The organism is Streptomyces sp. NPDC051105, assembly GCF_040682795.1.
Taxonomy (GTDB): Bacteria; Actinomycetota; Actinomycetes; order Streptomycetales; family Streptomycetaceae; genus Streptomyces.
Genome location: NZ_JBFBBR010000033.1, coordinates 1 through 11,399, shown reverse-complemented (window position 1 = coordinate 11,399; position 11,399 = coordinate 1). Strand labels below are relative to the sequence as shown.

Sequence of the window (11,399 nt, the reverse complement as noted above, 5' to 3'; positions counted from 1 at the left end):
TCCCCTCCAGGGAACGCCTCCTGGACGAGAGGAAAACAAAGATGTCCTCCTCCCCCGCCCTGTCCGCTCGCGGCAGCAGACTGGCCCTGCTGGTCGTCGGTCTGTGCTGGCTGGCCGTGCTCTTCGACGGCCTCGACATGTTCATCTACGGCTCGGTGCTGCCCCACCTGCTGGAGACCAAGACCTTCGGCCTCACCGCGGACCAGGCCGGCGACCTCGGCTCCTACGCCACCTTCGGCATGCTGGTGGGCGCCCTGACCGCGGGCACCGTCGCGGACCGGATCGGCCGCAAGCAGCTGATGATCGGCTGCGTCACGCTGTTCTCGCTCGCCTCCGGCATCTGCGCGATGTCGGGCAGCGTCGCCGTCTTCGGCCTCGGCCGCACCCTGGCCGGCGTCGGCCTCGGCGGTCTGCTGCCGACCGCGATCAGCATGGTCTCGGACTACGCCAGGGGCGGCCGGGTGGCGATCACCATCGGCATGCTGATGACCGCTCACCACGCCGGCGGCATCCTCTCCGCCTACGTCGCCAAGTGGCTGGTCGAGCCGGTCGGCTGGCGCGCCGCCTTCTGGGTCTGCGTGCTCCCGCTGCTCTTCGTGCCCGTGCTGCTGAAGTTCCTGCCGGAGTCGCTGAGCTTCCTGGTCGCCAAGGGGCGCGGCGAGGAGGCCCGCACGCTGGCCGACCGCTACGAGGTCGAACTGCCCGCCGCCACCGGCAAGAAGACCGCCGCCGACCGCTGGGACGCGATGCTCGGCCTGTTCCGCGGCGGCGAGTGGAGCCAGACCCTGCTGTACTGGCTGGCCTCCTTCGGCGGTCTGCTGCTGGTCTACGGCGTCGCCACCTGGCTGCCCACCCTGATGCGCGGCGAGGGCTACGAGCTCGGCAGCGCCCTGACCTTCGTCGTCGTCTTCAACCTCGGCGGCATCGTGGGCATGCTGGTCGCCGGCCGCGCCGCCGACCGGTTCGGCGCCCCGCGCATCTCCGCCGTCTGGTTCGCCCTGACCGCCGTCGGCGTCTACCTGCTCAGCATCCACATGGCCACCGGCGTGACCATGGTGGTCGTCTTCCTCACCGGCGTCTTCCTCAACAGCGCCCAGACGATGATCTACGCGACCGTCTCCATCCGCTCCACCCCGGACAACCGGGCTACCGCCGTCGGCTGGACCTCGGGCATGGGCCGCTTCGGCGCCGTCTTCGGCCCCTGGCTCGGCGGCCAGCTGCTCGCGGCGGGCAACGGCGACTGGGGCTTCACCGCCTTCGCGCTGGCCGGTGTCTCCTCGATGGTGTTCATCGGTATCGCCGCCCTGCGCTCGGCCCGGCAGCCGCAGCGCAGCAACGACCAGGAGGAACTGGTCGCCGCCCACTGACCGGTGTCCGCGACCGGTCCGGCGCCGCGCTCCTTCCACGGGCGCGGCGCCGTTCTTCACTCCTCCAGGCCGTCGGGTTCGGCCTCCAGTCCGGTGCACGCCAGCTTCCCCCCGACCTCCGCACACGCCTCCACCCCCCGGGGTGTCGGCACCGCGAGCATCGGGCTGGTGTAGCCGACGGAGTCCTCGGCGGGATAGCTCGCGGAGAGCACGTCCTGCCCGGCCCGGACCGAGACCTCGCGGGCGTGCGGGGCGTGCAGCCGCACCTCGGACCAGGCCGTGCCGCAGGTGGGGGAGTAGCGCAGCCGGACGTCGTACGCGGTGCCGGTGACCCTGCTCTTGGTCTGCGCGTCCCGGGCGCACGCCGAGGCGTCCGGCAACTCGCCCTGGCAGGACCGTCCGTGGCAGCGCGGCGCTCCCGACACCGGTTGCGCGCCCTGGGCGGCCCGCCGGTCGGAAACGCTCACCGCAGCCGCCGTCACCCCGGCCACGGCGAGCAGTGCGAGCGCGGTCAGCGGCAGCCGCCACCACCGCCGCGCTCGCGGCGTCGCCGGTGCGGGAGCGGCGGCCGGCTGCTCCTCGGCGGCCTCGCACAGCGCCAGTACGGCCGCGGGGTCGACGCCCGCGAGCCGGGCCAGGGCCTCCACGGCCGGGCGCGGCGGCCGTTTGGCGCCGGTGAGATAGCGGTGCCAGGCGGACTTGCTGTACGGGGTGCGGGCGGCCAGTGCCGCCAGGCTCAGCCCCGTACGCTCCTTCAGTTCGCGCAGGCTCGCCGCCGGCGACTCGTCGGGTGGGGTGGTGGTCGCTCCTTCGGAGTGCCGCATGTCGCGTGCCTCGACTTCACTACGCTATGGGCGTTTCGCCCCTGTTGTCGGAATGGCTTCCCATGGGTACCGGGGTGGCAATCGGCGAACAGGTGTGAAGACGGTGAATCAGGGGGTGCATGCCGAAGGCCTGTTCGGGAACGCGTTCCCGAACAGGCCTTCGGCGGTCAGGGAGTACGGCGGGACGGACCCGTCAGCACCACGGCACGGCGTGGCCTACCCGGACGTAGTGGCCGGAGACGAACCCCTTGCGGTGCGGGAGCCGGTACCAGGTGTGGTTGCCGCGCACCGAGCCGCCGTACGTCTTGCAGGCCACCGGGACCAGCCGGTTGCTGTGACGGTGGCCGACCACGCGGTAGCGGGTGCTCGGGCCGGAGCGGACGTTGAGCCGGACGTGGCGCGTGGTCACGCGGCCGGTCGTGCGGTACCAGGAGTGACGGTGAGCCACCGGGGCGGGCAGGGTGGTGTAGTTGTAGTACTGGATGATTCCCTGCGGTGCGGGGATCGGAGTGGCGGCGCTCGCGGTGGCGGCCCCGGCCGTGGGCAGGAACGCGAACACCGCGACCGTGGCCAGCAGGCCGCTCTTCAGGATCCGACGGGTCATGGAAACCTCCGTGCTGTCGTGCTCGTGACCACGAAGCGTGATCACGATTCGGAGGATTGCCATGGCCGACGGCCGTCATGTCGTCCCCGCGTGCCGCGGAACGCCTGGGACGTCCCCGGGGACGGGGCTCAGCCCATCTGGTCGTCGACGGAGAGGTGCTCGACCGTCTTCCCCGTCTCCGTGAAGGTCCGGGTGACATACCCCGACGAATACACCCACAGGATCCGCAGCGGGGTGTCGCCGACGTTGCGGAACAGGTGCGGGACGGGGGACGGGACATAGGTGGTGTCGAACCGCCCCAGCCGGGTCGCCTCGCCGTCCACCCACACCTCCGCCTCGCCCTCGAGGACGGTCACGTGCTCGTCGCAGTTGTGCGAGTGCAACGGCGCCCCGGAACCGACCGGATAGACACTCATCCCGCTGGTGATCAGGTTCTCCCCGCCCGCCGACGGCGTGGTGATCAGCGGCGTCGACACGACCGCGCCGCCCCGGTCGAGCAGGGGCACGGACGCGGCCTTGATGATCGTGGTCATCCGGGGATTCCTCTCCACTGCGATGCGGTACGCCGACCGACGTTAGGCCGCGTCCGCGCGAACGGGTGCCCCCTGGCGTGCAGTTTTACCTTGCGTTCCGGGAGGGGTGAGCCGCCCGGATCCGGCTGTAGCGTCACCTGGCATCCCACGGCCGCCGGAGAGAGAAAGCAGGTACCGGCCCCCATGAGGCTCCCCGTACTCGGCGAAGAAGACATGAACCCGCGGCAGCAGGAGCTGGCCGCCCGGATCGCGGGCCGCCGCGGCGCCGTCCGCGGCCCGTTCCGGGTCTGGCTCCACAGCCCCGAGATGTGCGAACGCGCCGAATCGCTCGGTGCCTTCGCCCGGTTCGACTGCAGCCTGCCCACCCACCTGCGCGAACTGACCCTGCTGATGGCCGCCCGCAACTGGGACGCCCAGTACTCCTGGAACGCCCACGTCCACCAGGCCATCGAGGCCGGCATCCCGGAGGCCGCCGTCAAGGCCATCGCGGAGAAGCGCCCGGCGGACTTCGACGACGAGGCCGACCAGGCCTTCTACCAGTTCTGCCGGGAGGTCCTGGAGGAGCACTTCGTCACCGACGAGACCTTCGCCCGCGCGCTGGCCCACTTCGGTCCCAAGGGGCTCGTCGACACGATCGGCGCGCTCGGCAACTTCACCATGCTCGGCATGTGCCTCAACACCTTCCAGGTGGATCTCCAGGCCGACCGGGAGCCGCCGTTCCCGGACGTCCGCGGCTACGGCCGGATCACCCCGGACGGAGCCTCATCCAGGACCTGACCATGAGAAACGCGGCCGATCTTTTAAGCGCAGAGCCGTTGACAGGATTGCCGACAATCGATTTGTGTGAGTGACCGGCGCGAGCCGCACGCGCGTTCGGAGGAAAAAAATGGATCGCCTGCTCCTGATGCACAGCTTCGTCACCGTCGCCCAGGTCGGCAGTTTCAGCGGAGCAGCCAAGAAACTCGGTTCCTCCGGCTCCCTGGTCTCCCGGCATGTGGCCGAACTGGAGCGCCAGATCGGCGTCCGGCTGGTCAACCGCACCGCCCGCTCCGTGAGCCTGACCGAGCCGGGCCAGCGGTACGCCGAATTCGCCGCGCGCATTCTCGACGAGATCGAGGCCGAGGACGCCGGCATCGCCCAGCTCCACGACCGGCCCGAGGGCACCCTCAGCGTCATCTGTCCCAAGTGGATAGGCAGCCTCGACCTCGGGGACGCCATCGCCGCGTTCTCGGCGGCCCATCCGAAAATCCAGGTGCGGTTCGAACTCGGCGGGATGTCCGACCGTACCTACGATTTCCTGGACAGCGGATTCGACGTCGCCTTCCACACCCGGGACCTGCGGGACTCCAGCGTCCGGCTGAAGAAGATCGCCTCGCTGCCGTTCGTGCTGTGCGCCGCCGAGGAGTACATCGAGCGGTGCGGCACACTCGCCCATCCGAACGACCTCGCCGCCCACGACTGCCTGGTCCACCTCAACGACCCGGTCTGGCGGATCGGCCACGGGCACGCCAGCACCCTGCACAAGATCCGCAACATCGCGTTCTCGTCCAACTCCTACATCGCCCTGCAGAAGGCGGCGGTGCACGGCCGCGGCATCGCCCTGCTGCCCCAGCGCCCGGCCTACGACGACCTGGTCTCCGGCGCCCTCCAGGTGCTGCTGCCCGACCTCGCCGTACCCGAGCGCCCGCTGTACGCGATCTACGGTCCCGGGCAGGACACCCCGCGCAAGATCAGTGTGTTCCTGGACTTCCTCGCCGAGTGGTTCTCGCAGAACCCGATTCCCACGATCCGGTCCTAGGCCCTGTCGTCAAATTCCCGTCTGCCCCGCGACGCCATGCACGCTCCCCCACTGCCTTAAGGGCGTGGGAGGTGCCCCCACTCGCCGCACCGGGCCCTGACCCAAGTACGTCCAGTACGAGGCTCAGGGCCCGGCACTCCCCCAGCCTCCGGCCGGGGGGACCCCCAGAGCACGCACCTGACGCCGCGGGGCCCGCCCTCCGGGCGGACGACGGGAATTTGACGACAGGACCTAGCCGGGACCGCAAGAAACGCTTGCGCATTCCGTAGAGCTCAGGCCATTGAGGCCCTCGCCGGCCGATATCTACGCTCGCGAGGCGACCTGGAAACGAGGAATCCATGGGAATCCAGAGAATCGAATCGGTCACGTACGGCATCGACGACCTCGACATCTGCGTGCGGTTCTTCGACGACTTCGGGCTGTTCCCGGTGGAACGGACCGACGAGCACGCCGTGTTCGAGACGCGCACCGGACAGACCCTCCATCTCGACACCCGGCCCGGACCGCTGCTGCCCGCACCGGTCGAGGACGGGCCCACCCTGCGCGAGGTCGTCTGGGGCATCGACACGCCCGCCGAACTGGAACGTCTGGTGGCGGCGGCGGGCCGGGACCGCGAGGTCCGCGAGAGCGCCGACGGCGTCCACCACACCGTCGACGAGACCGGCTTCGGCGTCGGCCTGACCCTGGCCCGCCCCAAGCCGGCCCCCGTCACGCCCCGCGCCGCCAACACCCTGGGCACCGTCAACCGCTGGAACACCGCCCTGGAGCCGATCACCCGGGTCCGCCCGCTGCGCATGTGCCATGTCGCCCTGAACATCCCGAAGCAGGGCCGCGAGCAGGCCGTCGGCTTCTACGTCGACCGGCTCGGCTTCCGCCCCACCGACGTGGTCGAACCCATGGGCGTCTTCATGCAGGCCCCCGGCGACGAGGACCAGCACACCATGCTGCTGTGCCACCGGCCCGACAAGGCGGGGATCAACCACATCGCCTACGAGGTGCCCGGCTTCGACGACGTGATCGAAGGCGGCAACCACATGATCGAGCACGGCTGGCGGGAGGCCCGCAGACTCGGCCGGCACACCATCGGATCCAACGTCTTCCGCTTCCTGCACGCCCCGTGCGGCGGCCGCGTCGAGTACGCCGCCGACATGGACCGGGCCGACGGGAACTACGGCACCCGGGTCCACGAGACGACCCCGCCGCACCACATCTGGGCCCTGCGCACCAACCGCGACCAGGAAGCCCCCACCGCGTCCTGACCCTGAGAGGCCACCCCTTCATGACCACCGACCACGGCTATCCCGCCGTCCGCATGTACATAGCGGGCGAGTGGTGCCAGGGCGGCACCGGACGGACCGCCCCCGTCGTCAACCCCGCCACCGAGGAGCCGATCGGCGAGGTCCCCCTGGCGACCGCCGCCGACCTCGACCGGGCACTCGAAGCCGCCGCCGAGGGCTTCAGGGTGTGGCGCGCGACCTCCGTAGCCAGGCGCTCCGCGATCCTCGACCGGGCCGCCGATCTGATCGCCGAACGCGCCGCCGAGATCGGCCGGGTGATGACCCTGGAGCAGGGCAAGACCCTCGCCGAGTCCACCGGCGAGGCCAGGCGCACCGCGGACACCCTGCGCTGGCACACCGAGGACGCCCGCCGCGCCTACGGCCGTGTCATCCCCTCCGCGCCCGGCACGGTCCTCACCGTCCGCCGCGAACCGATCGGCCCCGTCGCCGCCTTCGTCCCCTGGAACTTCCCGGTCGGCGGCCCCAACCGCAAGATCTCCTCGGCGCTCTCCGCGGGCTGCTCGCTCATCATCAAGGCCTCCGAGGAGACCCCGGCGACGGCCGCCGCGCTGGTGGAGTGCTACGCGGACGCGGGCCTGCCGGCCGGGGTGCTGGGCCTCGTCTTCGGCGAGCCGGCCGAGGTCTCCGCCCACCTCATCGCCTCACCGGTCACCCGGATGATCGCCTTCACCGGTTCGGTGCCCGTCGGCAAACTCCTCGCCGCCGAGACCGGCAGGGTCATGAAGCCCACCCTGATGGAACTCGGCGGCCACGCCCCGGTGATCGTCTGCGCCGACGCCGACCCCGGTCAGGCCGCCCGGCGCGCCGCCCAGGCCAAGTTCTTCAACGCGGGCCAGGTGTGCACCTCGCCCAGCCGCTTCCTCGTCCACGAGTCCCTGGTCGAGGACTTCACCGCCGAGTTCGTGAAGGCCGCCGAGTCGGTCGTCGTCGGCGACGGCCTGGCCCAGGGCACCACCATGGGCCCGCTCGCCAACGAGCGCCGGCTGCGGTCCATCGAGCGGCTGACCGCGGACGCGGTGCGCAAGGGGGCGACGGTGCTCACCGGCGGCGAACGCCTGGACCGCCCCGGGTACTTCTTCGCGCCCACCGTGCTCACCGACGTGGCCCCGGACGCGGAGCTGATGTCCGAGGAGCCGTTCGGGCCCGTCGCGCCGATCGTGCCCTTCGCCGACCTGGACGACGCCCTGGCCATCGCCAACTCACTGCCCTACGGCCTGGCCGCCTACGGCTTCACCAGGTCGGCCGCGACCGCCGAGAAACTGTCGGACGGCTTCGAGGCCGGCATCCTCTCCCTCAACCACTGCGGCGGCTCGGTGCACGAGGCACCCTCCGGCGGGGTCAAGGACAGCGGGTACGGCCGGGAGGGCGGGCCGGAGGCGCTGGACGCCTACCTGGTCACCAAGCGCGTCTCCCACCTGCTGACGCCATGAGGTACGCACGCGTGTCCGTCGAAGGCCGGGCGGTGTGGGGGCGGGTGGCGGAGACGGACGTCGAACTCCTCTCCGGCTCGCCGCTGGCGACCGACCCCGATGTCCTCGGCACGGTCCCCGCCGCCGAGGCCGTCTGGCTGCCGCCCGTCGTACCCGGCGTGTTCTACGCCGTCGGCTACAACTACCCACGGCACATCGAGCACGCCGGCGCCTCGACACCCGACCGGCCCGAGGTGGGCTACCGGGCCAACAACGCCCTCACCGGCCACCGTTCGCCGATCGTCAGGCCGGCCGAGGTGACCGGACGGTTCGAGGCCGAGCCGGAACTGGTCGCCGTCATCGGCCGTACGGTCCGGTACGCGACCCACGACGACGCCCGGAAGTCGGTCTTCGGCTGGACCATCGGCAACGACGTGAGCGCCCGCACCTGGCAGCACCAGGACCGCACCTTGTGGCGCAGCAAGAACAGCGACACGTTCAAGCCCATGGGCCCCTGGATCGAGACCGACGTCGACGCCCTCGACCAGACCACCACACTGCGCGTCAACGGCGAGGTCCGCGCCGCGTTCCCGACCGGAGACATGGTCTTCGACCCCTTCGACCACATCGTCGAGATCACCAAGCACATCACCCTCCATCCCGGTGACGTGCTGTGGATGGGCGCCGAGTCCACCTGCCAGATCGAGCCCGGCGACACCGTGGACATCGAGATCAGCGGCATCGGCGTGCTGTCCAACCCCGTACACCTGGAAGGGAACCACTCATGAGCGCGGAACCCCGTTACATCCATCACGTCAACTTCCCCACCACCGACCCCGACCGGACCGCCGCCTGGTACACCAAGGTCTTCGGGATGAAGCGCATCATGCCCAAGTCCAACACCCGCGTGGTGCTGATGACCCGGGGCAACTTCGACCTGCACTTCACGCCTGTCGAAGAAATGGAGCGCATGGCGCCCTACCACTTCGCCGTCGAGGTCGACGACTGGGACGACTTCCTCGCCCACCTCGAGGAACTGGGCATCCGGCACACCCGGCCGATCGAACGTCCCGAGAACCAGTCCAAGTTCTGCTACATCCACGACCCCGACCACACCATGATCGAGCTGGTCCACCACGGCCGCCGCCCCAACTAGCCGCGTCAGTACGGGAGTTCACCCCATGCCCTTCGCCGACTCCGACGGCACCTCCATCTACTACGAGCGCCACGGCAGCGGCCCGGCGATCCTGTTCGTGCACGGCAGCGGCGGTCACCACGCCGCCTGGTGGCAGCAAGTGACCGCGCTGCGCGAGGAGTTCACGGTCATCACCGTGGACCTGCGCGGCTTCGGCAAGTCCGACGCCCCTACCCCTCCGCACTCGTCCAAGCCCGAGTTCGACGGCCAGGACTTCCCCGGAGACGTGGTCGCCGTCCTCGACCAGGAGGACCTCACCGACGCCATGCTGGTCGGCCAGTCCATCGGGTCCGTCGCCGCGCTGCGCGCCGGTCTGCTGCGCCCCGAACGGGTCTCCTCGGTCGTCCTCGGCCACTCCCTCGGCGGCATCAGCCACGCCGAACTGAAGGAACTGGCCGCCGCCGACCGGGCCGAGGCCGTGAAGCTGCCGGTGATCGACCGGCTGCTCACCAGAACGTTCCAGCGTGAGCGGGCCGATCTCACCTTCCTGTTCCAGCAGATGGGCACGTTCAACGTCGCCAGGATGCAGGACCTGCGCAACCTGGACACCGACGGCCCCTCCCTGGAGGAGATCCAGGCTTCCGGCGTCAAGGTCGCCTTCCTCGCCGGCGAGAAGGACGCCGTCCTCAGCGTCAAGACCGTCACCCGCGCCCATGAGCTGCTGCCCGGCTCGCACCTGGAGATCGTCCCGGACGCCCCGCACTCCATGTACTGGGAGACGCCCCAGCCGTACAACGCGGCCGTCGCCCGGCTCCGCCGCACCCTCACCGCACCGAAGGAAGCAGCATGAGCAGCCTCACCCTGGCAGCCGCCGAGGAGATCATCGACGCCGCCCACCGGCGCGCCCGGGAGATCGGCAAGGCGGTGAGCGTCGCCGTCGTCGACGCGGGCGGCTTCCCGATCGCCATCCGCCGCCCGGACGGCGCCCGCCCGCTCACCCCCGACATCGCCCGCGCCAAGGCCTACACCGCGGCCGTCATGCAGCGCCCCGGCCCCATGCTGAAGAAGTGGCAGGAGAGCCAGCCCGTCTTCTTCTCCCAGCTCTCCCAGCTCCCCGGCGCCGCTCTGCCGATCATGGCCGCCGAGGGCAGCGTCACCATCAAGAAGGACGGCGAGATCATCGGCGGGCTCGGCATCGCCGGCGGCACCGCCGACGAGGACCAGCGGATCGCCGAGGAGGTCCTCAAGGACCTCGGCTACGAGCTGGAGTTCGCCGCGTGGGGCGTCACCGGCGGAAAGGACTGACACCATGGCGGACACGTTCAACTACCGCATCGACCACCACGGCAGCCTGGTCCGCCCGGCAGGCCTGTCCACCGCCGACCCGGAGGCCGTCGACACGGCGGTCCGGGAGGCGGTCGCCTACCAGCGCAAGCTGCGCTCCACCGTCGTCACCGACGGCGACTTCCCGCGCACGGACTTCCGCAGCGCGGTCCTCGACGGCGTGTCGGGCCTGCGTCGTACCGACGAGGTGGGCCCGGACGGCCTGGTGCGCTGGGTCGCCGAGTCGCTGCCCAAGGCCGACGGCCCGCTGATCGCCGACTCGGCCGCCCGGCTCGCCGAGCTGACGGTGATCGCCCCGAAGGTCGCGCTGCCCTCCCCGGCGTATCTCGCGGCCACCACCTACCAGCCGGGGCTCGGCGTCTCCTCGGCGCGTGACCTGGGCGAGGCCTTCGCGGAGATCGTCCGGACGGAGATCGGGCTGCTGGTGTCGCGGGGCGTCCGCCTGATCCAGCTCGACAACCCGCTCCTCCTCGACCAGTTGAGCACCGCCCCGGGCGACGCCGGCGCACTCTCCTTCGAGGACGCGCTCGCCGTCGACGCGCTCGCGGTAGGCCTGAACGAGCGCCCCGAGGGCGTACGGATCGGCTTGGCCCCCGGCTGGGCGGCCCCGGCCGAGGTGGACCGGGCCCGCGCCGGGCGGCTGTACGCCGAAATCGACGCCGACCGCTGGATCCTCCCCTTCGACCAGGGCACACCGGCCGAGCTCGACCTCGTCAAGGCGCTGCCGGACGACCGCGACTTCTGCCTGGGCGTGGTCGACGCGACCGTGCCGGAGTTGGAGGACGTCGACACGGTGATGTCGCGTATCGACGCGGTCGGCGAGGTCAAGGACCTGGAGGACGGGGCGGTTTCACCGTCGCGCGGGTTCGCGAACGTGGCGTCGAGGCCACTGCTGACCGCCGAGGACCAGCGCCGCAAACTGGTGCTGGTCGAGACCATCGCCCGGTACTGCTGGGGCAACGAGTTCTAAGCGCTCCGCTCCGCTGGAAGTGCCGCCGTCTGCCGTCTGCCGCGCCGTCGTGGCTGGTCGCGCAGTTCCCCGCGCCCCCGAAGGGGCGCTGCGCAGCGCCCCTTCGGGGGCGCGGGG

Annotated in this window: 13 protein-coding genes; 10 read left to right on the top strand and 3 right to left on the bottom strand. The window is 70.9% G+C overall.

What is annotated here, in order from left to right; all coding sequences use genetic code 11:
* Window positions 1-41: 41 nt before the first annotated feature.
* Window positions 42-1,367 (top strand): aromatic acid/H+ symport family MFS transporter, encoded by a 1,326-nt coding sequence (locus AB0N16_RS40835; protein ID WP_365805900.1) that lies wholly within the window; start codon window positions 42-44, stop codon window positions 1,365-1,367.
* A 56-nt stretch (window positions 1,368-1,423) separates the two neighbouring features.
* Here the strand turns inward: AB0N16_RS40835 and AB0N16_RS40830 are convergent, their stop codons facing one another.
* From AB0N16_RS40830 to AB0N16_RS40820, 3 genes are all read right to left on the bottom strand, one after another.
* Window positions 1,424-2,191 carry an XRE family transcriptional regulator gene (locus tag AB0N16_RS40830; protein ID WP_365805899.1) on the bottom strand — a complete coding sequence of 256 codons (768 nt, stop codon included), beginning with the start codon at window positions 2,189-2,191 and terminating at the stop codon, window positions 1,424-1,426.
* Between the two features lie 193 nt (window positions 2,192-2,384).
* Window positions 2,385-2,795 (bottom strand): SH3 domain-containing protein, encoded by a 411-nt coding sequence (locus AB0N16_RS40825; RefSeq protein ID WP_365805898.1) that lies wholly within the window; start codon window positions 2,793-2,795, stop codon window positions 2,385-2,387.
* Window positions 2,796-2,923: 128 nt separating this feature from the next.
* The gene (locus AB0N16_RS40820) at window positions 2,924-3,328 is read right to left on the bottom strand and encodes a cupin domain-containing protein (protein WP_365805897.1); all 405 of its coding nucleotides are present in this window, start codon (window positions 3,326-3,328) and stop codon (window positions 2,924-2,926) included.
* Window positions 3,329-3,541: 213 nt separating this feature from the next.
* On the opposite strand from AB0N16_RS40820, the gene AB0N16_RS40815 reads away from it, so the two are divergent.
* The 9 genes from AB0N16_RS40815 (at window position 3,542) to AB0N16_RS40775 (ending at window position 11,282) form a co-directional block, all read left to right on the top strand.
* Window positions 3,542-4,105 carry a carboxymuconolactone decarboxylase family protein gene (locus AB0N16_RS40815; RefSeq protein ID WP_365805921.1) on the top strand — a complete coding sequence of 188 codons (564 nt, stop codon included), beginning with the start codon at window positions 3,542-3,544 and terminating at the stop codon, window positions 4,103-4,105.
* A gap of 109 nt (window positions 4,106-4,214) precedes the next feature.
* The gene (locus tag AB0N16_RS40810; RefSeq protein WP_365805896.1) at window positions 4,215-5,126 is read left to right on the top strand and encodes a LysR family transcriptional regulator; all 912 of its coding nucleotides are present in this window, start codon (window positions 4,215-4,217) and stop codon (window positions 5,124-5,126) included.
* A 338-nt stretch (window positions 5,127-5,464) separates the two neighbouring features.
* Window positions 5,465-6,385 carry a VOC family protein gene (locus tag AB0N16_RS40805; protein WP_365805895.1) on the top strand — a complete coding sequence of 307 codons (921 nt, stop codon included), beginning with the start codon at window positions 5,465-5,467 and terminating at the stop codon, window positions 6,383-6,385.
* Between the two features lie 20 nt (window positions 6,386-6,405).
* Entirely contained in the window at window positions 6,406-7,854 is a 1,449-nt protein-coding gene (locus AB0N16_RS40800) for an NAD-dependent succinate-semialdehyde dehydrogenase (protein ID WP_365805894.1), read from the top strand.
* Complete coding sequence (locus AB0N16_RS40795; RefSeq protein WP_365805893.1) at window positions 7,851-8,621, top strand: fumarylacetoacetate hydrolase family protein; 771 nt, start codon at window positions 7,851-7,853, stop codon at window positions 8,619-8,621. The genes AB0N16_RS40800 and AB0N16_RS40795 overlap by 4 nt, the downstream gene beginning before the upstream one ends.
* Window positions 8,618-8,989, top strand: coding sequence for a VOC family protein (locus tag AB0N16_RS40790; RefSeq protein ID WP_362577387.1), 372 nt, complete (start codon window positions 8,618-8,620; stop codon window positions 8,987-8,989). The genes AB0N16_RS40795 and AB0N16_RS40790 overlap by 4 nt, the downstream gene beginning before the upstream one ends.
* Before the next feature lie 25 nt (window positions 8,990-9,014).
* Window positions 9,015-9,818, top strand: a complete 804-nt coding sequence (locus AB0N16_RS40785) for an alpha/beta hydrolase (RefSeq protein WP_365805892.1) — start codon at window positions 9,015-9,017, stop codon at window positions 9,816-9,818.
* Window positions 9,815-10,273, top strand: a complete 459-nt coding sequence (locus tag AB0N16_RS40780; protein WP_365805891.1) for a heme-binding protein — start codon at window positions 9,815-9,817, stop codon at window positions 10,271-10,273. The genes AB0N16_RS40785 and AB0N16_RS40780 overlap by 4 nt, the downstream gene beginning before the upstream one ends.
* Window positions 10,274-10,277: 4 nt before the next feature.
* Window positions 10,278-11,282: a methionine synthase II (cobalamin-independent)-like protein gene (locus AB0N16_RS40775; RefSeq protein ID WP_365805890.1), complete on the top strand. Its 1,005-nt coding sequence runs from the start codon at window positions 10,278-10,280 to the stop codon at window positions 11,280-11,282.
* Window positions 11,283-11,399 lie beyond the last annotated feature (117 nt).

Bases quoted from the DNA above. Each gene is read 5' to 3' on its own strand.
- AB0N16_RS40830 (WP_365805899.1), bottom strand. From the start codon at position 2,191: ATGCGGCACTCCGAAGGAGCGACCACCACCCCACCCGACGAGTCGCCG.
- AB0N16_RS40815 (WP_365805921.1), top strand. From the start codon at position 3,542: ATGAACCCGCGGCAGCAGGAGCTGGCCGCCCGGATCGCGGGCCGCCGC.
- AB0N16_RS40820 (WP_365805897.1), bottom strand. From the start codon at position 3,328: ATGACCACGATCATCAAGGCCGCGTCCGTGCCCCTGCTCGACCGGGGC.
- AB0N16_RS40800 (WP_365805894.1), top strand. From the start codon at position 6,406: ATGACCACCGACCACGGCTATCCCGCCGTCCGCATGTACATAGCGGGC.
- AB0N16_RS40835 (WP_365805900.1), top strand. From the start codon at position 42: ATGTCCTCCTCCCCCGCCCTGTCCGCTCGCGGCAGCAGACTGGCCCTG.
- AB0N16_RS40825 (WP_365805898.1), bottom strand. From the start codon at position 2,795: ATGACCCGTCGGATCCTGAAGAGCGGCCTGCTGGCCACGGTCGCGGTG.
- AB0N16_RS40775 (WP_365805890.1), top strand. From the start codon at position 10,278: ATGGCGGACACGTTCAACTACCGCATCGACCACCACGGCAGCCTGGTC.
- AB0N16_RS40810 (WP_365805896.1), top strand. From the start codon at position 4,215: ATGGATCGCCTGCTCCTGATGCACAGCTTCGTCACCGTCGCCCAGGTC.
- AB0N16_RS40780 (WP_365805891.1), top strand. From the start codon at position 9,815: ATGAGCAGCCTCACCCTGGCAGCCGCCGAGGAGATCATCGACGCCGCC.
- AB0N16_RS40785 (WP_365805892.1), top strand. From the start codon at position 9,015: ATGCCCTTCGCCGACTCCGACGGCACCTCCATCTACTACGAGCGCCAC.
- AB0N16_RS40805 (WP_365805895.1), top strand. From the start codon at position 5,465: ATGGGAATCCAGAGAATCGAATCGGTCACGTACGGCATCGACGACCTC.
- AB0N16_RS40790 (WP_362577387.1), top strand. From the start codon at position 8,618: ATGAGCGCGGAACCCCGTTACATCCATCACGTCAACTTCCCCACCACC.
- AB0N16_RS40795 (WP_365805893.1), top strand. From the start codon at position 7,851: ATGAGGTACGCACGCGTGTCCGTCGAAGGCCGGGCGGTGTGGGGGCGG.